We start from the raw sequence: 21,231 nt of genomic DNA, 5'->3' as shown, positions 1-21,231 counted from the left end.
GTCAGGCGGCGCGCTGCTGGTCGTCGGGGTAGGCGCACGGGATGCACATCCCGAGCGAGGGGGGAATCACGTAGCCCGCGTCCAGCCCGCAGGCGGGGCAGGTGCGGCGGGCGAGCATGGCCAGCGCGAGGGCGCCCCACTTGCGGGAGGTCATCCGCCGCACCGGCTTGGCACGGTCGACGCGGTAGAGGAAGGCCACCGCGACGCCGGACTTGCGGTTGCGGGAGCGGCGCATGACCTGCGCGCTCACTTCCTGACCGCCGGGCCGTAAGCCCATGGCCCGAAGCTGCCGGCGCGTGGCGTAGCCGTCGGGGGCGTAGCGCCATGGGTAGGTCGAAACCAGTGGGTTCGGGGAATCCGAAGGTGGTCGGTGAGCGAACTCGCTGGTGATCTGAGGTGTAGCCACCGGGTGGAGGGTGAGTTCGGAGCCGTTCGTCTGCGACCTGGGAGGCCGACGGGCTTGCCACCGCGCTGGGTCGTAGGGTCTCGTGCATGCAAGCAGATGGTTCTCTGGAACCCCGTTCTCTCCTGATCAACGGCACTGTCGGAGTCGGCAAGACGTCGGTGGCTGAGAAGGTGGGCAGCCTCCTCGCCGATGCGCAGATACCGAATGCCGTTATCGACCTCGACTGGCTGCGCCAGTCATGGCCAGCGCCGCGGGGAGACCGCTTCAACTTCCGCATGATGTTGCGGAACCTGCGCAGCATGGCCGACAACTACCTCGCTGCTGGGGCGGCTCGGCTGGTCCTCGCCGGTGTGATCGAGGACTTGGATGAGCGAAAGCTGTGCGGCGATGCGGTCGGCACTGAGCTTTCGGTGTGCCGACTCCAGGTCGATTTGCCTGTTAACCACCAGCGACTCATGCGGCGCCACGAAAACGAGCCCGAAGCCTTGCGATGGCACCTGGCCAGGGCCAGCGAGCTGGTAGTGATCCTCGACCAAGCAGCAGTCGATGACTTCAGCGTTGACGCCACCACGCGCTCGGTTGACGAGGTCGCAGCCGATGTGATCAAGAAGGTCGGCTGGCTGTGACCCAGTTGCTATGCCCGCGTCGGATCGATGGCGAAGCGCTCGGGGTGGGCGGTGCGGACGTAGTGGATCGCGGTGTAGGAGGTGATCCCGAACAAACGCATCAGCCTGACCGGGTCAGCGGTCTCCCGTGCTTCGTCCAGGAACCGGTCCTGTCGGAGCTGGGTGAAGTTGATGCCGATGCGGTCGCGGAGCGATTTGAAGTTGGCGATTCCCACGGACGGGCGGTCGATGTGCAGTGCGGTGAGAGGACTGACGATCAGGTAAGGGTTGGTGCTCAGCGGCCACCTGCGGTGGCGTTCCGTCAGCCATTGCTTGACGAGTTGCAGAGCGAACTCGTCAAGGCAGATCGCGAGGGAACCCGCGTGAACTCCAATTGGTATGCCGTGCCGGGCGCCGGCGGGGTCCCAGCACTTGCCGAACGCGGCCGACATCACGCCGCCTCAGCAACCGTGAGGGCCGGGCAGTCGATAGCCAGCCGTGCGAACGCGGCCTCAACCTCCGGGGCTTCCATCTGGTGCCACTGCTCAGCCGCACGCCCCTCGGCCCGCTCGGACTTCAGCGTCTCCCGCAGTTCCCGGGCGTTGGTCGCCGAGCAGTGCACGGACTTGCGGATGGCCTCAGCGGTCAGCTTGGAGTCGGGCAGCTCCCGAGTAGCGTTTCACAAGTGCTCGCCTGTGAGACAGCCGGCCCGGATCCACCGACCTGCGTAGGTCATGGTTCATGGGTTGTTGCACGGCGAGTCTTCTGCAAAGGCCCGCAAGCGTCGGCAAGACCATCGGCGGCGCCAGGGGCACCGACGAAGGCATGCTGTCCATGGCCCTGCACTACCGGGAGCGAGGGCTGAGCCCTATCGATCACCCCGCTTCCTTGCAGCTTGTGTCAGGGCCAGGACTTCGGGGCCTCGTAGGGGTGGTCGGCGTCGTACCCGGGCTGCGGCCACGCTGACGCGGTGGCGGTGCGGGGCATGGTGATCACCACTTCCGATGAAGCGGGCAAAAGCCCCAATAGCCGTGCCGAACGCCGACGGCTACTCCGTCAGGGACAGGGCCCGGCTCGGGCAGAGCCCGACGGCGACCCGGGCCCGCTTCAGCGCCTCGTCGTCCGCCGGGGTGTCCTGGAGGACGACGACCGTGCCGTCCTCCTCGCTCTGGTCGAACGCGTCGGGGTTGGTCAGGACGCACTGGCCCGCTCCGACGCACCGGTCGGGATTCGCCACGATTCTGGTCATGCCGGCTCCTCCCACGTCACGGGTACCTCGTGGATGCCGTAGATGAGGGCGTCGTCCTTGTAGGGCAGCTTGTCGGCGGGCGTGGCCAGCCGCAGCGTCGGAATCCGGCGGAAGAGCGTGTCGAAGACGATCTGCAGCTCCATCCGGGCCAGGTTCTGGCCGAGGCACTGGTGGATACCGAACCCGAAGGCGACATGGTTGCGGGCGCCCCGGTCCAGCTTGATCTCGTCCGCCTCGCCGAAGGCCGAAGGGTCGTGGTTCGCCGCGTTACTCAGCGCCACGACGGGGTCGCCGGCCCGGATGGTCACGCCGCCGATCTCCACGTCCTCGACGGCGACGCGGGAGTTGGCGAACTCGGCGATGGTGTAGACCCGCAGCAACTCCTCGATGGCGGGCAGGGTACGCGCCGAGTCCTCGCGCAGCGCCGCCAGGTCTTCCGGGCTCTCCAGCAGCGTCACCACGCCGAGCGAGATCATGTTGGCGGTGGTCTCGTGCCCGGCGAGCAGCAGCGTGAAAGCCAGCGACACGACGTCCTCGGGGTCGTTGCCCTCGGCGAGCTGACGGCCCAGCAGGTCGTCGGTCGACTCGGCGGCCTTCTTGGCGATCAGGTCCCCGAGGTAGTCGCGCAGCTCCGCGAGCGCCTGCTTCCTGCCCTCGGCAGTGAGGGCGCGGCTCAGCAGGGCCTTACTGCGGGTCTGGAAGAAGTCGTGATCGTGGTACGGCACGCCGAGCTGCTCGCAGATGACCAGGGACGGCACCGGCAGCGAGAGAGCCTGTACGAGGTCGGCTGGGCGCGGCCCGGCCAGCATCGCATCGATGTGCTCGTCGACGATCTCCTGAATGCGCGGGCGCAGACCGGCCATGCGGCGCACGGTGAACTCGCCGACCACGGCCTTGCGAGCGGGACCGTGCTCGGGCGGGTCCAAGTGGATGAGCGATCGGCGTGGGAGGAAGGCGCGCCGCTCGCGGGTGAACTGGGGGAAGTTCGGATTCCGGCGGTCGGAGCTGAACCGCGGGTCCGTGAGCATGGCCCGGATGTGCTCAAGCCGGCTCAGGGCCCAGGCGACCTGGCCACTGGGCAGGGTGACCTGGGAAATCCCGGAATCGGTATCCCGGATGCGGGTGTGCTGCTCCAGGGGCGCGTACGGGCAGCGGCGGGTGGTCTGTAGGGCGGGAGCGGTCATCGAGGGGCCTCCATCTCTCAAGATCGGATACAGGCGGATTGGGGTTCATTGGTCGTGAGTGGCACCGCATTACGCCTTCATGGCTCAGTCCGGGTCTCCGGATCGGCTGGCCAGAAGGCGGCCCTGAGATTCGGGGATCGGTGCGGTGGCGAGGCGCTGGCCGTTGCGAGCGGCGGCGGCCTTGGCCCAGCTGCTGGTGGAGATGACGCCGAGCGCGAGCGCGGCGAGTCCGCAGCCTCCGAGGACGGCCCAGGCGGCATGGCTTGAGTTGACGAAGCCGGCGCCGGTGCCGGCGCCGGTGCCGGCCACGATCGAGCCGGTGACGGCGACGCCGATGCCGCTGCCGAACTGGCGGGCGCTGGCGGCGAGCGCGCCGGCGACACCGACCTGGTCGGGCGGCAGTCCGGAGACGGCGGTGTTGGTGATGGGCGGGCTGATCATGCCCGCGCCGAGGCCGAAGATGGCGTAGGCGGTCAACAGGTGGACGCTCTCGGTGTGCGCGGTCAGGGGGACGAGAAGGAAGGCGCCGATGGCAAGTAGCGCGCCGCCCAGCGTGAGGGGGAGGCGGGCGCCCTGGGAGGTGAGAAGCCGCCCGGAGAGGTTGGCGGCGACGGCTTGGCCCATGGCCATTGGGATGATCATCAGTCCGGCGTGCAGGGGGCTGAGGTGGCGGATGTCCTGGAGGTAGAGGGTGTTGAGGAACAGGAACCCGCCGAGACCGGCCGACATCACGACGGAGATCACGTTCGCGCCGGAGAACGGAGGGCTGCGGAAAAATCGCAGGTCGATCAGCGGCTCGGACCGCCGGGACTCGACGATGAGCATCCCGATGAGGCCGAGGAGTGCGAGTACGAACAGCCCGATGATCCAGGGATCTGCCCAGCCGAGGCGGGGGCCCTCGATCGTCGCGGCGATGATCGAGGCGAACAGGACGATGATCAGCACCTGGCCGGGCAGGTCGAACGCGCGGGCCCGGGCGGCCTTGGACTCGGGGACAAACCTCTGGGTGAGCACAAGAGCAGCGATCCCGATCGGGACGCTGATCCAGAACACCGCCCGCCAGCCGAAACCGTCGACCAGCAGGCCGCCGAGTACGGGTCCGGCCGCGATGGTGATCCCGATCACCGATCCCCACACGCCGATCGCTCGTGCCCGTTCCCCGCGGTCGGTGAAGACGCCGACGATGATCGACATCGCGACCGGGTTGAGCATCGAGCCGCCCACCGCTTGCACGCCGACGAAGGCGATCAGCCACCCGACGCCGGGCGCCAGACCGCAGAGAAGGGAACCGAGGGAGAACAGCGCCAGCCCGAGCTGGAAGATCCTCTTGCGGCCGAAGCGGTCGGCCATCGAGCCGGACAGCAGGAGCAGGCAAGCCATGACCAGGGAGTAAGTGGAGACCGTCCACTGCAGGCTGTCGACCGAGGCGCGCAGGTCCCTGCTTATCGACGGGAGCGCCACGTTGACGATGGAGAGGTTGATGCCGGTCACGCCCACGCTGAGACAGCAGATCGCCAGCACCAGCCAGCGGTTGACGGAACGTGATGCGCCGGTCAGCGCCGTCAGGCCGGGGGCGTTTGATGCGCTCATAGCGGATCCTTGAACAGATTCGATAGAGTCTCCGATGGGAACGGAGAGGGTGTCCACATAATACGGAGACCCTATCCACTTACGCAAGGACGCTCGAATGACCAACCACCCGCCCTCCAAAAGGGCCGACGCGGCCCGCAACCGCCAGCGGATCCTCGAAGCGGCACGCGCCGCCTTCGCCGCCACCGGAGCCGAGACGTCAATGGCCGAGATCGCCCGGAGATCCGGAGTTGGCCCGGCAACCCTGTACCGCAACTTCGCGACCCGCCACGAACTCCTGGAGGCACTACTGGTCGACGAGGTCGATGAGGTCTGCGCCGCCGCCGCGACAGTCGAGGGTGACAGCCCGGGAGACCGGCTCACGACCTGGCTGCAACGGTTCTTCCAGTACGTCACCACCAAGCGGCCGGTCGTCATCGGGCTGCTTGAGCACACCGACAAAACCGATCCGGTCTTCGACAGCCGGGGCCGGATGCTGGCAGCGGGCCAGCCACTGCTCTCCGCCGCCCAGGACGCTCACCAGATCGCCGGCGACCTTGACCTCGACCAGATCCTCGACCTCGTGGTGGCCATCGCGAAGATCCCCGGAGCACCGGAATACCGACAGCCGATCCTTGACGCGGCACTCGCGGGACTACACAGGCACGGCACCTGAATGCCCACTCTGTGCGGCTCACGGTGCCAAATTGCTCCTTGCGCAGGTTCGCCCCACTGACCACTGATCGAGGCCGGAGCCTCGGACTGCCTGCACCTTCGGGAGTGGCAGATCCGGGTCCTGCCGCTGTTCGCCGGCTTGCAGGCGCTGCCGGGTGACATCGCCGCGATCCTCGTTGAGGACCCGGAATGGGCACCGTGGCGCGAGGTTGCTTGGACGGCGTGGCAGAGGAGATCCGCATCGAAACAGCAGCTGCCGAACCCGTGGGCGGGTGCGCCGCCGATCCTCTGGAACCGCGTCACTCGGCAGTTCACCCCGCCCGGTTGACCAGCCGCCACCTACTTGAGCTGGCTGCTTCATCGCCGCTGGTCAGCCATAGCCCCCCAGTGACCGGAGGATCACGGGCCTTTCGGCTAACGTGTTCGCTGAACTCGCCGCCGAGTTGGGCCGGTTGTGGCATGAACGAACGGCACCAGGCGGCCAGGCTTGTATCCAGGCCGTGGAAGCGCGCCCCAGGTGCTGGCGCGAAACACCAATTGGTCTTGGCGACCGGCCCCTGGCCGCCCTCGTGCATCTCCCGCACGGGGCCACGCACGACGTGCGGCCTGCTGGTTCGGCGTGGACCGCTCCATCCCATCACCCGCACAATCGGTGAGGTACGACCGCTGCTAGCCGAGCGGGGGTGCGCTGTGGGCCCTGGCCTTCGGCTGCGGACCTTGGCTGAGGTTACCGACGAGGAGGGACGGATGCTGTTCTGCAGCCGGACCAGGCCCCGAAACTGCGCGGACATCACCCACGCCCGCCAGTTGAGGCTGGTCAAGCTCCTGGCCGACGAACCCGCGGCAGAGATCCTCGCCGATACCGGCTACCAGGGTCTGGGTGCGCAGACGGGCGGACGGGTGGTGACAGCACCGCATCGCAAGTTCCAGAAGAACACCCCGGATTGGCATGAGGAGATGCACGAGCGGCAGCGTAAAGCGCCCTCCTCGCGGCGAATCCGCGTCGAGTACGGCATCGCCCAACTGACGAACCGGCGGGCACTCCCCCGCCACCTCGGCCGCCGCGAGCACGTGAGTCACACCGTCCAAGCCGTCGCCGGACTGCTGTCCCCTCAGCAGACCGCGGATCTGACGTCGGCACGGCAGACGTGAACATCGAGTCCCGCCGCCATCCTCGACGCCTCACCGCCAACCATGCACGAGCTCGTCAGGGCGTATAGCGAAAGCCAGCCCGCGGCCGGTCACGTTGCTTTCGCGCCGTCACCGGCCAGGAAGGGACGCAGCAGCGTGAGCAGGGCGTGCGGGCGGTGCAGCGGGATGATGTGGCCGCAGTCTTCGATGACGTGTCCGGTGAGATCGTCGGTGACCGGGCGGAGCTGGCGTTCCAGTGCCGCACCGACGGGCCGGGCGCCCAACGCCATTGTCGGCACTGTCAGGCGGGCAGTGGCGACCGCCTGCTCGATCTGTACCGCGCTCTCGGGCAGCGCCCGGTAGTACGAGAACGCGCGGCTCAAAGCCTGGCGGCCGGTGTATGCGCGGACGAAGGCGTCCCGGAGGGCGGGGCGCACCCCGTCGCCGAGCGTGCCGGCGCGCAGAAACCAGTCGACGTAGGCGGCCTCGTGGCCCTCCAGCACGGTCTCGGCAAGGCCGGGTGCGGCGGAATGGAAGCCGAACCACCACGGCGGCCCGTCGGCGAGGAAGTCCTCGGCGCCGGGCAGCCTGCCCAGAAGGGACTCCACGACGACCAGGCGTCGGACGAGACCGGGGCGACGCAGGGCGAGGAGGAAGGCCGGCGCGGTACCCGCGTCGATGCCCACCACCGCGGCCGAGGACACGCCGAGCGTGGTGAGAAGCGCCGCGGCGTCCTCGGCCAGGGTGCCCGCGTCGTACCCGGAGGCGGCCGGGCTGCTCGCTCCGAACCCGCGCAGGTCCGGCGCGATGACGCGGTAGCGGCCGGACAGGCCGGCCATGACGTCCGTCCACAGCTCCCAGGTGTGCGGGAAACCGTGCAGAAGCAGGACGGCCGGGCCCGATCCGACGAGAGCGACGTTCAGTTCGACACCGTTGACAGGGACGCGCCGCAGCTCGGGCATAGAGAGACTCCAGGTGCAGTGAGGAATAGTGACCAGGTCACGCTAGGGAACTAGCCTGGTTCCTCCAAGACGGCACTTTCCCTTCAGGTGGTGATCCCTGAGTGACCACATCGAGTCCCGGCAAACCCAGCAGGCGGCCCGGCGAGCGGGGCGATCTGCTGGATCCGCGCTGCCCGACCCGCCAGTTGCTCGACCGTATCGGCACCAAGTGGACGTCGATGGCGGTCAAAGTGCTGGCCGAGGACGCTCCGGACGAGCTCCGATTCGCGGAACTGCGGCGCCGTATCCCCGGCATCTCACAGAAGATGCTGTCCGTCACCCTGCAGAGCCTGGTCCGCGACGGCCTGGTCGCGCGCCGAGTGGACCCCACCGTGCCGCCCGCCGTCCACTACCGGCTCACCGAGCTCGGCCTGTCCCTCGAAAGACCGCTCTCCGCGCTGCGGGTCTGGGCCGAGACACACATGGCAGAGATCGACCGCAGCAACCAACTCGCCGACGAGGCGGCCCCCGAGTAGGGCGTGGCCGTCCTGGCCGGGGCCGCCGGCTGGGCCGGGATCACACGCTTTACCGCCGGCCCCGACTCCGCCACACGGGCCCGGATCGGCCTGGTCCGCGGCATCCCCCACGCCACCACCGTCGCCTGACTGCTTCGATGTGCCTCGAAGGCGACATTCTCGACGGGGTTATGTCAGCTGTCGGCCTGTCTCAGTCCGTCGACGTCTCATGTCGGACGCGGGGTCAGCCCGCGTTCGCAGGCCTCTGGGCATGTTCGATGGGGAGGTGGCCGGCGCCGCTTCGCCGCCACGCCGGACGGCGAGCCACGTGCATAATCCCTCGCCGCGAGCGTCCTCGCCGGGCACAACTACGGACTGCGCACCTGGCTGGGCGCCGACGGAGATGCCGTGTCCTCCGCTGACCGCGCGCTTGACCTCGTGCACCGCACTCGGAGTGAGACGGTCGTGGTCGCCGTGGCGCAGGGCGCCGACGCCGTCCCGGCCGCGGATCCAGAAGATGGGCGAGGGCAACCCCGCCGGCCGGATCGCCTACCCCCGCGAGATGGGCAAGGCCGCGGCCTTCCTCTCCAGCGCCGCCTCCAGCTTCATCACCGGCGTTGAGCTCTTCGCCGACGGCGGCATGGCCCAGGTCTGAGCAACCAGCCGTGGCACGCGCCCGGCGACCAGGCCCGCCGGGCGCGCGTCGCCCCGCCGACATCCCCTTTCCAGGCCGTGGCCTTGCCGGCGCCGTTGCGCCGGCCCGCACACGCCCGCGATCAACGCCCAACCTTCGGGGTCAGGCGCGACCGCCGTCCCGCACACCGCTCACACTCTGTCGGCCCTTGAAGGCCAGAACAGGACCCCGCCATGTCCACAACTCATCGCACCCCCGTCGCGCCGCGCCGGCTTCTTCCGCCGAATCGCCTGCCACGCCACAGCGGGGCAGCCGCCGCGCGGCTATCGGCATCATGATCGTGCTGGTCGGGCAGCTGATGCGTCGAGCGCTTGAGGGCGCCAACGTTTGACGACAGGCGCGGCTCGGTGGACGGTGACCGGCTCAGGTGGAGCGCAGGCAGAAGGGGTGTCCGGCCGGGCTGGCGTAGATGCGGCTGCCGGTGCGGGTTTCCGGGGTGATCTGGTCGGTGGGCCGCAGTCGGGTGGCGCCGGCGTCGGTGGCCGTGCGGTCGGCGGTTGTGAGGTCGTCGACGCCGAAGTCGAGGTGCATCTGCTGGGAGGTGCCGTCCGGCCAGTTCGGGGCGGTGTGTCCGGGGGCGGACTGGACGACGATCACCGGGAGGCCGGGGGCCTGAACGAAGTGGTGGGTCGGCGTGGGGGTGAGGGAGCCGCCGAGCAGCCGGTGCCAGAAGGAGCTCTCCTTCTCGATGTCGGCGGCGTCGATGATCACGGAGGTCAGGGTGATGGGCATGGGGGTGTCCTGTTCGTGCTGTCGGTGGTTGCTCAGACGGTCGGGATGATGCCGCCGTCGACGCGGAACTGTGCTCCGGTGAGCCATTTCGCGCGGCCGGAGGCGAGGAAGGCGATCATCTCGGCGACGTCCTCGGGATCTCCGGGGCGGCCCATGGGGACCTTCAGGTGGTCCACGATCTGCTGCGCGACCTCTTCGGCGGTGATGCCCTGTTCCTCGGCCATGTGTTTCAGGTGGGCGGTGGCACCGTCGGTGACGACGAAGCCGGGAAGGATACAGACCACGCGCACCCCGTGCTCACCCACCTCGGTGGCCAGTTCGCGGCTGTAGGTGTTGAGCGCGGCCTTGGCGGCGGCGTAGGACGCCTCGGTGCGCTGGGGCAGCTGGCTGGCGATCGAGGAGACGTGTCCAACGACGCCGGAGCCCCGCTCGACCATTCCCGGCACCAGGGCCCGGTCCAGGCGCACGGCGCTGAGGAGGTTCATCTCCAGGTCCGCCTGCCAGGATTCGTCCGACCGGCTCAGGGTCGGTGCCGGGGCGCTCGCCGCGCCCGCGTTGTTCACGAGCACGTCCACTCCGCCCACCTGGTCGACGACCCGGCGGCCGAGTTCGGCCACACCCTGCTGCGTGGAGAGGTCCGCCGCGAGGAATGTGGCACCGCTGCCCTCCTCGGGCCGGCTGCGGGAGGCCGTCAGCACGGTCGCGCCCGCGGCGACGAAGCGGCGCACGGTTGCCGCGCCCAGGCCGCGGCTGCCGCCGGTGACCAGTACCCGAAGGCCGTCGAGGCTGTCGTCCGTGATGGGCATGGGGTCTCTCCTCCGTAATATGAACCTGACTCCGGAAACGATACACATAACCGGAGCCAGACTCACCTTATGGAGGTTCTCTTGCCGGCATCACGCCCGCTGCGCGCCGACGCGCGACGCAACCGCGAGGCACTGCTGTCTGCGGCCCGCCAGGCGTTCCTCAGCGGCGACACCGACGCGCACGTGGAGGAGATCGCCCGCAGCGCCGGCGTCGCCGTGGGCACGCTCTACCGCCACTTCGAGACCCGCGAGGCGCTGATCGAGGAGGTCTACCGCAAGGAGGTCGACGACCTGTGCGCCGCTCCCGGCGTCCTGCTGGACCAGCACACCCCGGAGGAGGCGCTGCGGCGCTTCCTGTTGCTGCTCGTGGACCACGCGGCGGTGGGCAAGGGGATGTCCAGTGTGCTGGAAAGCATCATGGCGACGGACTCACCGGTCTTCGACGACGCACGCACCCGTATGGCCAACGCCCTCTCCCTGCTGCTCGAAGCCGGCAGCGCGGCCGGCACCGTCCGCGACGACGTCACAGGCTCCACCCTGTTGCGCGCCCTGGGCGGCATCTGCGGAATGCGCGCCACGGAGGGCTGGTTGGTCGAGGCCCGGCAGGTCACCGCCCTCCTCTTCGACGGCCTGCGACACGGCGCCCCACAGTCACCCTGAGTCGGGGGCCGCGCGCCGTGCGCCGCCGGCCAGGTCTACCCGTCACTCCTGTCATTCCTGACCGCTCCCGTCGTCGTCCTCGTTCAGCTCCGGCGAGTCAGGATCGCGCAGCGGGTGCCGGTACGCCGGCGGGCTCTCGCCGCCTGTGTGACCTGCACCTGGCCGACTTGAATGGGCTGCACTCGCGAGGGCAGCCCATCAGCGTCCGCCAGTACGCCGCCGCGGCGCCGGTGCTCTCCCGCCCGGCCGTGGGGCGGTGCGGCTTCCCCGACTGCGGCTCAGCCGCGGCAGCTTGTGCGACGAGCACCACTACCGCTGGGCGAAGGTCGGGCGGTCGCCGCCGGCCGCGCTGCACAACGGTTGGTGGACGCGATCCGCGAACAGTACAAGCGGGTCCAGGAACGGTTCGGCGGTGCCTGCGGGTGGCTGTTCCCCAAGGTCAGCGGCAATCCCGACGGGAAGTACCCGATGCCCTACGGCACCGTCGACACCCGATTCGATGCCTGGCTGAAATGGATCCGCCTCATCGACTTCAATGGCCATGCCGCTGCCGTCAGCCGACATCAGTTCCGGCACGCGCTCGGCACCAGGCTGGGGCACGCGGGAGTTCCGTGACGCACCATCCGCCAGGTCCTGGGCCACACCTCCTGGGAGATGCAGGAGCACTGCTCTCGCATCGCGGACGACACGCTTCGCCGCGAGTACGAGGAGAAGTACGACGTCCGCTTCAACCTCAAGGGCGAGGCCGTCAAGATCCACCGTGACAGCGACCTGTCCGGCGTCGAGTGGCCGGCCGAGAAGATCGGGCGCCGCCTCCACGCGATCCCCGGCGGCTGGTGCGGACGGCACATCTCACGCCCTGCCCCAAGACCGCCGCCGGCGGCTGCAACTTCGGTGACGTTTTCCAAAGCGACCGGCAGTTCTTGCCCATCCACCGCGACACCCTCGCCCGCACCCGCGAGCTGCAAGCCAACGCAGCCGCCGCCGGCCGTTCCCGCGCTGCCGACGGCAACGCGCGACTGGCCACGGCGGTCGAGCACCTCATCGCGCACATCACCGACCAGGAGCGCGACGAGCTGTCGCCGGTGTCAGGCGACTACCCGGGCGGCCGAGACAAGACAGAGAGGGGAGCAACTGCGGGCTGACGACTCGTCCCACTTGGCAGAGGCCGCAGAGCAACGCCGCATGGACTGCATCGCTCGAATCCAGGCTGCGAGACCTCGCGAACAAGCAGCCCGCCACGGGGCGCCCGGCCCTGCCCGACCACCAGCAGATCACCACGAAGTCACACGAGACGGTGGTGTGCGAGCACTGCGGGACGCCAACCGGAAACTGAACGAGGAAAACGAACGGCTCCGCACCGAACTCGCCGCCCTGGACATCGACGCCATCCGCCGACAGTACGTGCACGGCGTGCCCGACCCGAGCCTGGTCGGCCCGGACACCTGGGAGCACGACTTCGCCCTCATCTCCCGAAAGGGGAAAGAGGTCCAGCTGGCGCTGTTCCGCGACTACCAGAACAACCGCCCGCTCTACCCACTGCTGCACGAGTTCCTGCGCACCAGCGAGGTCCCGGTGCTTGCCGTGTGGGGCCGCAACGACGATCTTCGGCCCTGCGGGCGCGCTGGGCCTTCGCCCGTGATGCCAGGGGCGCGGAGGTGCACATGGTCAACGGCGGTCACTTCCTGCTGGAGAGCCACCTGGACGTCGTCGCGGGTTACCTGCGCGGCTTCCCCGGACAGGTGCTGCCCAGAGCTGTCCCCTGCGGGAGCTACAAGCAGGTGTCCACCGCGTGGTGACGATTCGGGCGCTGCGGATCCGTAGCGTTCCGGCCGGAGTCGGCCAACGATTCCGTGACGGGACCCTCTGGGCACCAATTCTCTTTCTGAGGAGCATTTATGATCCGCAATGGCCGAGCGTCTGCTGTGCTCGCGCTGTGCTGCACCGTGGCCGGCGTCGGCCTTGTCGGCTGCGAAAGTTCCTCAGAGGCGGATTCGCGTGCCTCCGCCACCCCGACCACTGCTGCTACGGAGCAGACGGCTGGTGAGGGCTTGCTCACCGGCACCCAGGCGATCAAGGTCGACGGGCGGTCGGTCAACGTGTCCTGCTCCGGTGATCCGGTGGGCGGCAGGCCGGTCATCGTCCTGATGCACGGTGGCGGCGATGGGCTGAAGAAGATGGCCGCCCTCCAGAAGACCCTGAGCAAGAAGAACCGGGTCTGTTCCTACGACCGGCTCGGCGCAGGCGCCAGCGACAAGCCGGATGGGCCTCAGACCCTCGAAAGCAGCGGCAAGGTGTTGACCGGGGTGATCGATCGGGTCGCCGGTGGGGCTCCGGTCGTTCTCGCCGGGCATTCGCTGGGCGGGCTGATTGCCGCCCGGTACGCCCCCGACCATCGGGACAAGGTCAAAGGGCTGGTCCTGATGGACGCCACCTCGCCGACGCAGAACGCGGATCTCACAAAGGAGATACCCGAGTCGGCCACCGGCCCGGCGGCCGACTTGCGTGCGCAGACCCTCGCGATCCTTCAGGGGAAGGGCCCCGAGAAGCTCACGGTCCGCGACGGGAAGGTCCGCTCGGCCGGGAACATTCCGGTGGAGGTGATCCAGCACGGGAAGCAGTACCTCGCGAAGGTTCCCGAGTACGGACCGGGCATGGAGCAGGCGTGGTCCACGGGCCAGCGCAAGTGGCTCGCGGTCTCCAGCCGCAGCAACCTGAGCACCGCCACGAACAGCGAGCACTACATCTATCTCGATCAGCCCGAAGTTGCCGTCCGGGCGATTGAGCGCGTCACCTCTCAGGCCGGTGACGCCGCGAAGGCGCAGGCGCAGCCGTGACCGGCCTGAAGATCGTCCTGCGGGAGCTGGGTGATTCCAGCGAGCGCGAGGCGGAGGAGGCGGGCGGCGATGCCGAGCATGGCCGGTCGACGCCCACGCCTCAGAACAGCACTGCGCCGAACGGCCCGGGGGCACCCGAGTTCAGCAGGGGCGAGCACTGTTCGCCCTCCTAGTACTCCAGTGTGGTTTCGTGCTCTACCCGGCGGATTCGTCGGGGGTTCGTCTTCGGTAGTGACTGTGTCGGGCTGTTGCCTGGTGGTGTCGGCGCCAGATGGACCAGTGCAGCAGCCTGGCCGTCGACACGGCAGGCGGGTTGAAGCCGGCACCGAAGAGACGGCGGATCTCGGGCACGGTCAGCGTGATCGGATTGAGGCCGTGGTCGAAGTAGTGCGGACCGGCTGGCCGCTGTGGTGTGCCGGTGCCAGGAGGTCCAGTGCCTCACCTGATAGTGGTCCAGGCCGACCTGGCTCTTCGCGGCCTGAAAGCACTCCTCCACGCTCAACGGACACCAGCGACGCAGACCAGCTCGGTCAGGGAGACCGTGGCGGGCGACCAGCACAGGTAGAAGGCGAGTTCACCGGTGGAGAGGTTGCGTCGGATCAGGAGGTGTCGGTTCGCGCCGATGCCGATGTGGATCCAGGCCCAGTCGTAGTACCGAGGACCTTTCGCGCCAGTGCTGGCATCTGACGATGCCAGGCCGTGGCGGGCAGCCGGCCGGCAACGGTGTCCGCGCGAACGGCAGTGCAGCCATGGTTGATCCTGCCCCGCGTCGAGCAAGCGACGGCCAGCACATAGCCGGTGCCGCGTGCCTCAAGGACGGCGCGGAGACGCGGGTCTTGGCCGTAGGCGTCGTCACCGGTCACCCGGGCGCGGTGATTCCGGCATCCAGCGCTGCGGCGATCATCTCGCCGGCCAGAAAGGGCTTGGTGTGGAACCGAACTTCGTCGGGAATTCCGGCAGCGTGGCGGCGTTCGGGATTATCGGCCCATGAGTGCTCTGGCAGGTAAAGCCGACGGTCGATCAGAGCACTTCCCCGGCTGGTTGCCAGCGCAAGGAAAACGCCGACTTGGGAGTTCTCGATGCGTCCCGCAGTGCAGGTGTACTGCCTCTGCACCCCTGCCGAGGACCGGCCCTTCTTCAGGAAGCCGGTCTCGTCCACGATCAGGACACCGTCGGGGGCGGCGAGGTGTTCCGCGGCGTAGGAACGCAGATCGTCGCGGACCGCGTCGGCATCCCAGCAGGCATAGCGCAGTAGACGCTGCAGCGACCCGGGTCGCGTATGGCCCGCTTGCTCGGCCACCTGCCAGCAGTTCTTCCGCTCCACGCCCGACAGCAGCCCGAGCAGGTAGGAGCGGGCTGACGCGCGGGGCTCAACCCGCCGAAACCGGCCCCGCGATCCGGGCCATGACCTGGTCGAACATCGCCCACCAACGGCAGGGTCTGGGCTATGCCGTGCAGCCACCGCACGAACTTCAAGAGTCGACACAACCCCCTATGATCACGAGATGCCCGTGCACATTCCCTGCCGGGTCCGCGACAAGATCGCGAACCCGGACTGAGGTGTCAGGAGCGATCGAACAGAGTGACTACGCTCTGCGGTGCTTCCTGGCCGAAGAAGATCTCCAGGTTCCGCGCCGAGCGGCTGGCCGCGTCGCCACTACGCAGGAACAGCCGCTCTTCGTAGGCGGTGAGCGCGACCTCGATGTCGGGTTGCTCAACCAGCTTGCTCGCCAGGTCCGCCCCGTCGTACATGGCGAGGTTCGCACCCTCGCCGGCGAAGGGCGACATCAGATGCGCGGCGTCGCCGACGAGCGTCACGCCGGGTACCCTGTCCCATTTCAGCCCGACGGGCAGGGCATAGATGGGTCGGAGCCACGGTTCCACGTCGCTCTGTGTCACGAAGGCAGTGAGCAACGGCGACCAGCCATCGAACTCGTCGGCAAGTTGACGGAGGCCCGCGGACGGGTCGCCGAAGTCGGTGGAACTCATCCACTCCTCGGGCTTGTTCAGCGCCACATATCCGCGCACGTGCCCGTCGGCGTAGCGATGCGCGATGATGCCTTTGCCCGGCGCGACCGCCATCAGCGTGCCGCTGCCGATCGCGGCCACGCTCGCCCGGCACTCCTGGCCGCCCGAGGCGAGGGCGATCTCGATGAAACAGGTTCCGCTGAAGACGGGCCTAGCGGGGGTGAGCAGCGGACGCACCTTCGACCAGGCACCGTCCGCGCCGATGACGATGTCGGCGCACGTGGCGGAACCTTCCGCGAAGGTGAGGACGTAGCCGCCCTCCACACGGTGCCGGACCGAGGCGAGCTTGTGACCCCACCTGATCGTCCCGGGCGCCAGCGAGTCGATGAGCAGGCGCCGCAGTTCGCCACGATCTACCTCAGGACGGGCCGAACCGGGGTTCGCAGGCATGTCGAACAGGATCGTGCCGTGGCGGTCCACCACGCGCTTGGCGTCCTCGCCCGGGCGGACCAGAGTGAGGAACTCGTCGTACAGACCGGCTGCGCGAACTGCGACCTGGCCAGTCTCTTCGTGGATGTCGAGCAGGCCGCCTTGCGTACGGGTCGTCGCCGAAGCCTCACCCTCGTAGATCGTCGCGGCGACGCCGTGAGCCTGAAGCACCCGGCCGAGCGTCAGCCCGCCCAGTCCCGCTCCGACAATGGCGATGGTCCTCTGCATGCTGCGCTCCTCTGTCGCGCCGGCACGCGCCGGCGATGCTCAGCGCCGAAAGCGGACGGGGTGCCCGATCTCGGCAAGGAGACGCTCATCGATCAGAACCATCTGCATCGATGTATGTGCGATGTCCGACGGGTGGACCGCGGAACATCGTTTTTCGCGACCTCGTGACTATAGCTCGGCATCCGCCTCGCGGTGACCGGGACCGCTCACGCTGCGACGCACCGCCCCAGCCACGTTCATCCTCGACAACCGCCTCGACCGGCTCGGCAGTGCTGCCGGAAAGATGACACTCGCTCGCCCTGGTCTATCTGGCGCAGACACCGCCAGGCGACAGCCCGACGCAACCACTACCGACGACGAACCCCCGACGAGCCCACCGGATAGATCACGGAACCAGACTGGAGTGCTGGACGCATAAGTCCGGTGTATTCAGTGATCGAATGCGACCAGCGACCGCGTCCGCGGCAGCAGCTCGCCCCACAGAAGCGAGAGCGCTCTGTGCGGGGGACGACGACGTTCGGGGCGGGGCGCCCATATCCAGGGTGGGTCGCGTTGTCCCCCGTGCGAGCTACGCGGAAGTGTCCACCGCGTGGTGACGAATCGGGGTCGAGAGATCCCTAGCGTTCCGCATGACCGCGGTGTCCCGGCCGCGGGTTCTGAGATGGAGTTTTCATGAGAGTGGTATGGCAGCTTCTGGCCGTCGCGGCGGTGGCTTTCATCGGCGGCCAGGGGATCGCAGCGGTGGACGGCAAACCGTGGCTCACACTCGCGGTCGGCACAGTGACTGCTGTGCTCGCCCTGCTGGTCTACGGGTGGGTCGTGCGGCGGACCGAGCACCGCCCGTCCGTGGAAGTGGCCACGAAGGGTGCCGCGCCCGCGCTCGGTCTGGGGACGCTGGTCGGCGTCGCGGTGTTCGGGCTCGTCATCCTGCAACTCGCCACCAACGGGTTCTACGAGTTCAACGGCCGGGGCTCGACGACCGGGGTGGTGGGAATCGTCGGCTTCATGGCCGCTGCCGCGGTGACGGAGGAGCTGCTCTTCCGTGGCGTCCTGTTCCGGATCGTCGAGGAACGTACCGGCACCTGGATAGCGATGACGCTGACTGCTGTGCTGTTCGGCGCATACCACCTGGCGAACCCGGACGCCACTTTGTGGGGCGCTCTCGCCGTCGCGATCGAGGCGGGCGGCATGCTCACCGCCGCGTACATCGCCACCCGCAAGCTGTGGGTACCGATCGGGGTGCACTTCGGCTGGAACTTCGCCGCAGCCGGCATCTTCAGCAGCGAGGTCTCCGGCAACGGCGCCAATCAGGGGCTGCTGGATACCGCGGCGAAGGGGCCGGACCTTGTCACCGGCGGTGACTTCGGTCCGGAAGGAAGCGTGTTCTCGGTGCTGTTCTGCGTGCTGGCCGCGCTCGCGTTCCTCTGGCTGGCCCGCCGCCGCGGCCACCTGAAGCCCCGGCCCCGACGAGCCGACCGGCTCGACACCGCCCTTACACTTCCCCGGTGACAAGGTATCGGCGGAGCCAGCAGCTGTGGCGCCGCCTCGACGTCACGGTCCGGGATCTCCCGCTCGCGCTGCTGCTGCTCGTTCCGTCGTTCATGCCGGCGTTCCACAATTACGGAACGCAGGTCGGAGGTCTGCCGGACCGCCGCTTCGATGCGCTGGCCGTGGTGGCGGTCGCGCTGCAATGTCTCCCGCTCGCCGTACGGCGGCGGTGGCCGGTCAGCTGTCTCGCCCTGGCCTTTCTCGGCTTCGCCGCCGACCAGCTGCGCGGCTACCACACTCTCGCGGGCACCGGGCTGTCCCTTGCGCTGCTGAGCGCGGGAGCCCATCTGGAGTGGCACCGGCGCGCCACCATGCTCGCCTTCTCCGTGGCGTACGTGCCGCTGGCGGTCGCCCTCTCCCGGCTCGGCCCCGAGGGGTGGGACGAGTTCGTGGGGTACTACCTGGCGTGTGCCTTGGTGTGGGGCATCGGAGCGTGGCTGCGCTCAACCAGGAGAACGGAAGCCGAACGCCGCCGACTGGTCGCAGAGGAGACGCGCACCGCCGAACGCACCCGTATCGCCCGCGAGTTGCACGATGTCGTGACGCACCATGTGACGGCGATGGTCGTGCAGGCCGAGGCGGCACGCTATCTGACCGCAGCGCCCGATCGCCTCGACCAGGCACTGACAGCCACCACCGACACCGGCCGGCGGGCCCTCACCGATCTGCGCCACCTGCTCGACCTGCTCAACCCGGACCACGGCGCCGAGGCCAGAACACCGCCCGTCGGCCGTTTCCTCACCCTCGTGGAGCAGACGCGCCGGGCCGGGCAGCCGGTGGAGTTCACCGAGGAGGGCACGCCGGCGGAGTCGACCGGCAGCGCCGACCTGGTGGCCTACCGCGTGGTGCAGGAGGCCCTGACCAACGCTCTCAAGTACGCCCGAGGCAGCCGCACCTCCGTCCAGGTACAGCACAGCGCAAGGGAGATCACCGTGGAGGTCGGCACAGACGGCTCCGACTCGCATGCCGCCTCCCCCGGCGGGAGCGGACGCGGCCTGGCCGGGCTCCGCGAACGGGTCGACGTCCTGGGCGGCGACTTCACCGCGGGCCGGCAGCCGGGCGGCGGCTTCACCGTACGGGCACGCATACCTGCTGGGAGCCCGTCGTGACCGCGCCGATCCGGGTCCTGGTCTGCGACGACCAGGTGCTGGTCCGCACCGGGCTGGTGACGATCATCGACGCCCAGCCCGACCTGGAGGTGGCGGGCGAGTGCGCAGACGGCCAGGCCGCGGTCGACCTCGCCGACCGGCTCCGTCCGGACGTCGTGGTGATGGACGTGCGTATGCCGGTGCTCGACGGCATCGAGGCCACCCGCCTGCTGGCCGGTGCCGGAGTACCGCATCCCGTCAAGGTGCTCGTGGTGACGACGTTCAACCTGGACAAATACGTCTACGAGGCGCTGCGCGCGGGGGCGAGCGGGTTTCTGCTCAAGGAGGCACCGCCGGCTCAACTCCTGCACGGGATCCGCACCGTGGCCACGGGCGCCGCCTTGCTGGACCCCGAGGTGACGCGACAACTCGTGGGCAGGTACGCCGCTCGCATCCGCCCCGCCGGGAGCGCTCCGCAGGACATTCCGCTAACCCCCCGCGAACTGGAGGTGCTGCGCCTCATCGCGGACGGCCGCTCCAACAGCGAAATCGCCGCAGCCCTGCAGTTGAGCCAGGAGACCGTCAAGACCTTCGTCTCCCGCATCCTCACCAAACTCCATCTCCGCGACCGCGTCCAAGCCGTTGTCTACGCCTACCGACACGGCTTGGCGACCTGACCTGTCCCACGAGCGGCCGGGGTTGCCCGGGGTTTGGGTTCGTGGCACCGGAGCACCGCGGACACCGGCGTTCCATTGAGGTCGCCTGTCCCAGCCGGTTCACCTTGAGCCTCCACTGCGGTGGGCTGCACCGTCGTCTGCGCCGGTTCCCGCCCACCGGTCGCTTCCGTTCAGCAAGGCACGTCAAAAGTGATCCAGGTCACATGGACAAGGGTAGCCACTTCTTGTCACTAAATGACAAACTGTCACTTAGTGATCGTGAATCATGCCCAGAAGAACTCCGGAAGAGCTGATCACCATGAAGACCGCAGGTACCCACGAGGCGGCAACCGACGTGCAGGCACAGCGCATGGCAGGTCATCAGACGCAAACGTCGGCCCTCGACCGGATGGGAGGTACCAAGGGGCTGGTGTACTCGGTGCTGCCCGTCGTCGCGTTCGTCGCCGGAAACAGCGTCCGGGGGCTCACGGTGGGGATCATTTCCGCTGCCGCTGTCGCGACGGGCATCGCCGTACTCCGGCTGATACGCAAGGAGTCGATTCAGCCGGCGCTCAGCGGCCTGTTCGGTGTCGCGGTCGCCGCCGGTGTCTCCTGGTACACCGGTTCCGCCAAGGACTTCTTCCTCATCGGCATCTGGGCGAGCCTCGGAGGGGCCGTCCTCTTCCTCGCCTCCGTGCTGGTGCGTTGGCCCCTGGCCGGCGTGCTCTGGAACACGGCCACCAGCAAGGGCAATGTCTGGCGCTCGGACAAGCGTTCCCGGTTCTACTACGATGTCGCCACTCTGGTACTGGCCGCCATCTTCGGCGCCCGGTTCGTCGTCCAGCGGTGGCTCTACGACAGTGACGAGGTCGGCTCGCTGGGCTTCGCCAAGATTGCCATGGGCTACCCGCTCCTGGGACTGGGGCTTCTGGTCGTCGCCTGGGCCGCCCGCTGTTCGAACAAGCGGCTGCACGCTGTCGGCCTCCTGGCTGCCGGGCGCTCCTGACCGCGTTTCCGCCCACCAACCTCAGTCCGCGTGCCGGACCGGGCCGGGCCGCGTGCCCGGCCCGGCCCGGCACGCGCATGGTGGAGCCCGGGGGCGTGTGATCGTTCGCAGTCTGTCGAGCTGGCATCGGGAGTCACTTACTGTCATTCTGGCACCGGGTGGGCAGGGGTGTATACGGAGCGGGAGAGGGCTGGGGTGGCATCGACCAAGCGCAGCGGGATGAGTGAGCAGCGGCGGCATCGGT

At 68.7% G+C, this 21,231-nt stretch carries 24 protein-coding genes and 2 pseudogenes; 15 read left to right on the top strand and 11 right to left on the bottom strand.

Going from position 1 to position 21,231, the window contains the following annotated elements:
- Nucleotide 1: 1 nt before the first annotated feature.
- Nucleotides 2–391: an RRQRL motif-containing zinc-binding protein gene (locus tag ITI46_RS23175; protein ID WP_209241644.1), complete on the bottom strand. Its 390-nt coding sequence runs from the start codon at nt 389–391 to the stop codon at nt 2–4.
- A gap of 101 nt (nt 392–492) precedes the next feature.
- On the opposite strand from ITI46_RS23175, the gene ITI46_RS23170 reads away from it, so the two are divergent.
- Nucleotides 493–1,032, top strand: a complete 540-nt coding sequence (locus ITI46_RS23170) for a hypothetical protein (RefSeq protein ID WP_209241642.1) — start codon at nt 493–495, stop codon at nt 1,030–1,032.
- 8 nt (nt 1,033–1,040) lie between these two features.
- Here the strand turns inward: ITI46_RS23170 and ITI46_RS23165 are convergent, their stop codons facing one another.
- The 5 genes from ITI46_RS23165 to ITI46_RS23145 form a co-directional block, all read right to left on the bottom strand.
- Complete coding sequence (locus ITI46_RS23165; protein WP_209241645.1) at nt 1,041–1,463, bottom strand: hypothetical protein; 423 nt, start codon at nt 1,461–1,463, stop codon at nt 1,041–1,043.
- Nucleotides 1,463–1,633 (bottom strand): hypothetical protein, encoded by a 171-nt coding sequence (locus tag ITI46_RS23160; RefSeq protein ID WP_209241641.1) that lies wholly within the window; start codon nt 1,631–1,633, stop codon nt 1,463–1,465. The genes ITI46_RS23165 and ITI46_RS23160 overlap by 1 nt, the downstream gene beginning before the upstream one ends.
- Nucleotides 1,634–2,059: 426 nt before the next feature.
- Nucleotides 2,060–2,260 (bottom strand): ferredoxin, encoded by a 201-nt coding sequence (locus ITI46_RS23155; RefSeq protein WP_209241640.1) that lies wholly within the window; start codon nt 2,258–2,260, stop codon nt 2,060–2,062.
- A complete protein-coding gene (locus ITI46_RS23150; RefSeq protein WP_209241639.1) occupies nt 2,257–3,444 on the bottom strand; it encodes a cytochrome P450 in 1,188 nt (395 codons plus the stop codon). Before ITI46_RS23150 ends, ITI46_RS23155 begins: the two co-directional genes overlap by 4 nt.
- 84 nt (nt 3,445–3,528) lie before the next feature.
- Nucleotides 3,529–5,034 (bottom strand): DHA2 family efflux MFS transporter permease subunit, encoded by a 1,506-nt coding sequence (locus ITI46_RS23145; RefSeq protein ID WP_209241638.1) that lies wholly within the window; start codon nt 5,032–5,034, stop codon nt 3,529–3,531.
- 97 nt (nt 5,035–5,131) lie between these two features.
- Here ITI46_RS23145 and ITI46_RS23140 point away from each other — a divergent pair, with 97 nt between their 5' ends.
- A complete protein-coding gene (locus ITI46_RS23140) occupies nt 5,132–5,689 on the top strand; it encodes a TetR/AcrR family transcriptional regulator (protein WP_209241637.1) in 558 nt (185 codons plus the stop codon).
- Between the two features lie 746 nt (nt 5,690–6,435).
- Nucleotides 6,436–6,840, top strand: coding sequence for a transposase (locus ITI46_RS23135; RefSeq protein WP_209241636.1), 405 nt, complete (start codon nt 6,436–6,438; stop codon nt 6,838–6,840).
- A gap of 89 nt (nt 6,841–6,929) precedes the next feature.
- Here ITI46_RS23135 and ITI46_RS23130 read toward each other — a convergent pair whose 3' ends face one another.
- Nucleotides 6,930–7,781, bottom strand: a complete 852-nt coding sequence (locus ITI46_RS23130; protein WP_209241635.1) for an alpha/beta fold hydrolase — start codon at nt 7,779–7,781, stop codon at nt 6,930–6,932.
- Nucleotides 7,782–7,882: 101 nt separating this feature from the next.
- Between ITI46_RS23130 and ITI46_RS23125 the strand changes: the two genes are divergently transcribed.
- Both ITI46_RS23125 and ITI46_RS34975 read left to right on the top strand, forming a co-directional pair.
- The gene (locus ITI46_RS23125) at nt 7,883–8,296 is read left to right on the top strand and encodes a winged helix-turn-helix transcriptional regulator (protein ID WP_209241634.1); all 414 of its coding nucleotides are present in this window, start codon (nt 7,883–7,885) and stop codon (nt 8,294–8,296) included.
- 496 nt (nt 8,297–8,792) lie between these two features.
- A complete protein-coding gene (locus tag ITI46_RS34975) occupies nt 8,793–8,930 on the top strand; it encodes an SDR family oxidoreductase (protein WP_247746441.1) in 138 nt (45 codons plus the stop codon).
- Between the two features lie 402 nt (nt 8,931–9,332).
- On the opposite strand, the gene ITI46_RS23115 is transcribed toward ITI46_RS34975, so the two are convergent.
- Both ITI46_RS23115 and ITI46_RS23110 read right to left on the bottom strand, forming a co-directional pair.
- The gene (locus ITI46_RS23115) at nt 9,333–9,701 is read right to left on the bottom strand and encodes a VOC family protein (RefSeq protein WP_209241632.1); all 369 of its coding nucleotides are present in this window, start codon (nt 9,699–9,701) and stop codon (nt 9,333–9,335) included.
- 32 nt (nt 9,702–9,733) lie between these two features.
- Complete coding sequence (locus tag ITI46_RS23110) at nt 9,734–10,507, bottom strand: oxidoreductase (RefSeq protein ID WP_209241631.1); 774 nt, start codon at nt 10,505–10,507, stop codon at nt 9,734–9,736.
- Nucleotides 10,508–10,588: 81 nt separating this feature from the next.
- Here ITI46_RS23110 and ITI46_RS23105 point away from each other — a divergent pair, with 81 nt between their 5' ends.
- From ITI46_RS23105 to ITI46_RS23080, 6 genes and pseudogenes are all read left to right on the top strand, one after another.
- Nucleotides 10,589–11,167 carry a TetR/AcrR family transcriptional regulator gene (locus tag ITI46_RS23105; protein ID WP_209241630.1) on the top strand — a complete coding sequence of 193 codons (579 nt, stop codon included), beginning with the start codon at nt 10,589–10,591 and terminating at the stop codon, nt 11,165–11,167.
- Between the two features lie 363 nt (nt 11,168–11,530).
- Complete coding sequence (locus ITI46_RS23100; RefSeq protein WP_209241629.1) at nt 11,531–11,782, top strand: site-specific integrase; 252 nt, start codon at nt 11,531–11,533, stop codon at nt 11,780–11,782.
- A 308-nt stretch (nt 11,783–12,090) separates the two neighbouring features.
- Nucleotides 12,091–12,312: a hypothetical protein gene (locus tag ITI46_RS23095; protein ID WP_209241628.1), complete on the top strand. Its 222-nt coding sequence runs from the start codon at nt 12,091–12,093 to the stop codon at nt 12,310–12,312.
- Nucleotides 12,313–12,535: 223 nt separating this feature from the next.
- Nucleotides 12,536–12,966: pseudogene (locus tag ITI46_RS23090) on the top strand (alpha/beta fold hydrolase); the annotation flags it as partial.
- Nucleotides 12,967–13,065: 99 nt separating this feature from the next.
- Nucleotides 13,066–14,004, top strand: a complete 939-nt coding sequence (locus tag ITI46_RS23085) for an alpha/beta fold hydrolase (RefSeq protein WP_209241627.1) — start codon at nt 13,066–13,068, stop codon at nt 14,002–14,004.
- Complete coding sequence (locus ITI46_RS23080) at nt 14,001–14,177, top strand: hypothetical protein (RefSeq protein WP_209241626.1); 177 nt, start codon at nt 14,001–14,003, stop codon at nt 14,175–14,177. Before ITI46_RS23085 ends, ITI46_RS23080 begins: the two co-directional genes overlap by 4 nt.
- Before the next feature lie 22 nt (nt 14,178–14,199).
- Here ITI46_RS23080 and ITI46_RS23075 read toward each other — a convergent pair.
- Both ITI46_RS23075 and ITI46_RS23070 read right to left on the bottom strand, forming a co-directional pair.
- Nucleotides 14,200–15,466: pseudogene (locus tag ITI46_RS23075) on the bottom strand (IS701 family transposase).
- Nucleotides 15,467–15,567: 101 nt separating this feature from the next.
- The gene (locus ITI46_RS23070) at nt 15,568–16,689 is read right to left on the bottom strand and encodes an FAD-dependent oxidoreductase (protein ID WP_209241625.1); all 1,122 of its coding nucleotides are present in this window, start codon (nt 16,687–16,689) and stop codon (nt 15,568–15,570) included.
- A 672-nt stretch (nt 16,690–17,361) separates the two neighbouring features.
- Here ITI46_RS23070 and ITI46_RS23065 point away from each other — a divergent pair.
- The 4 genes from ITI46_RS23065 to ITI46_RS23050 all read left to right on the top strand — a co-directional run bounded on the left by ITI46_RS23065 (nt 17,362) and on the right by ITI46_RS23050 (nt 20,987).
- The gene (locus ITI46_RS23065; protein WP_209241624.1) at nt 17,362–18,198 is read left to right on the top strand and encodes a CPBP family intramembrane glutamic endopeptidase; all 837 of its coding nucleotides are present in this window, start codon (nt 17,362–17,364) and stop codon (nt 18,196–18,198) included.
- Entirely contained in the window at nt 18,195–19,346 is a 1,152-nt protein-coding gene (locus tag ITI46_RS23060; protein ID WP_209241623.1) for a sensor histidine kinase, read from the top strand. Before ITI46_RS23065 ends, ITI46_RS23060 begins: the two co-directional genes overlap by 4 nt.
- Nucleotides 19,343–20,002, top strand: a complete 660-nt coding sequence (locus ITI46_RS23055) for a response regulator (protein WP_209241622.1) — start codon at nt 19,343–19,345, stop codon at nt 20,000–20,002. The genes ITI46_RS23060 and ITI46_RS23055 overlap by 4 nt, the downstream gene beginning before the upstream one ends.
- 265 nt (nt 20,003–20,267) lie before the next feature.
- Nucleotides 20,268–20,987, top strand: a complete 720-nt coding sequence (locus ITI46_RS23050; RefSeq protein WP_307808284.1) for a DUF3159 domain-containing protein — start codon at nt 20,268–20,270, stop codon at nt 20,985–20,987.
- Nucleotides 20,988–21,231 lie beyond the last annotated feature (244 nt).

It is taken from the genome of Streptomyces oryzae (assembly GCF_017676365.1).
Lineage (GTDB): Bacteria > Actinomycetota > Actinomycetes > Streptomycetales > Streptomycetaceae > Streptomyces > Streptomyces oryzae.
Note: the sequence above shows the minus strand (reverse complement) of the source record. Positions and strands in the feature narration are given on the sequence as shown.

What these genes read in the sequence shown, in the direction of transcription:
- ITI46_RS23170 (WP_209241642.1), top strand. Translation starts at nt 493, where the DNA reads ATGCAAGCAGATGGTTCTCTGGAACCCCGTTCTCTCCTGATCAACGGC.
- ITI46_RS23165 (WP_209241645.1), bottom strand. Translation starts at nt 1,463, where the DNA reads ATGTCGGCCGCGTTCGGCAAGTGCTGGGACCCCGCCGGCGCCCGGCAC.
- ITI46_RS23155 (WP_209241640.1), bottom strand. Translation starts at nt 2,260, where the DNA reads ATGACCAGAATCGTGGCGAATCCCGACCGGTGCGTCGGAGCGGGCCAG.
- ITI46_RS23150 (WP_209241639.1), bottom strand. Translation starts at nt 3,444, where the DNA reads ATGACCGCTCCCGCCCTACAGACCACCCGCCGCTGCCCGTACGCGCCC.
- ITI46_RS23145 (WP_209241638.1), bottom strand. Translation starts at nt 5,034, where the DNA reads ATGAGCGCATCAAACGCCCCCGGCCTGACGGCGCTGACCGGCGCATCA.
- ITI46_RS23140 (WP_209241637.1), top strand. Translation starts at nt 5,132, where the DNA reads ATGACCAACCACCCGCCCTCCAAAAGGGCCGACGCGGCCCGCAACCGC.
- ITI46_RS23135 (WP_209241636.1), top strand. Translation starts at nt 6,436, where the DNA reads ATGCTGTTCTGCAGCCGGACCAGGCCCCGAAACTGCGCGGACATCACC.
- ITI46_RS23130 (WP_209241635.1), bottom strand. Translation starts at nt 7,781, where the DNA reads ATGCCCGAGCTGCGGCGCGTCCCTGTCAACGGTGTCGAACTGAACGTC.
- ITI46_RS34975 (WP_247746441.1), top strand. Translation starts at nt 8,793, where the DNA reads ATGGGCGAGGGCAACCCCGCCGGCCGGATCGCCTACCCCCGCGAGATG.
- ITI46_RS23115 (WP_209241632.1), bottom strand. Translation starts at nt 9,701, where the DNA reads ATGCCCATCACCCTGACCTCCGTGATCATCGACGCCGCCGACATCGAG.
- ITI46_RS23110 (WP_209241631.1), bottom strand. Translation starts at nt 10,507, where the DNA reads ATGCCCATCACGGACGACAGCCTCGACGGCCTTCGGGTACTGGTCACC.
- ITI46_RS23085 (WP_209241627.1), top strand. Translation starts at nt 13,066, where the DNA reads ATGATCCGCAATGGCCGAGCGTCTGCTGTGCTCGCGCTGTGCTGCACC.
- ITI46_RS23070 (WP_209241625.1), bottom strand. Translation starts at nt 16,689, where the DNA reads ATGCAGAGGACCATCGCCATTGTCGGAGCGGGACTGGGCGGGCTGACG.
- ITI46_RS23065 (WP_209241624.1), top strand. Translation starts at nt 17,362, where the DNA reads ATGAGAGTGGTATGGCAGCTTCTGGCCGTCGCGGCGGTGGCTTTCATC.
- ITI46_RS23050 (WP_307808284.1), top strand. Translation starts at nt 20,268, where the DNA reads ATGCCCAGAAGAACTCCGGAAGAGCTGATCACCATGAAGACCGCAGGT.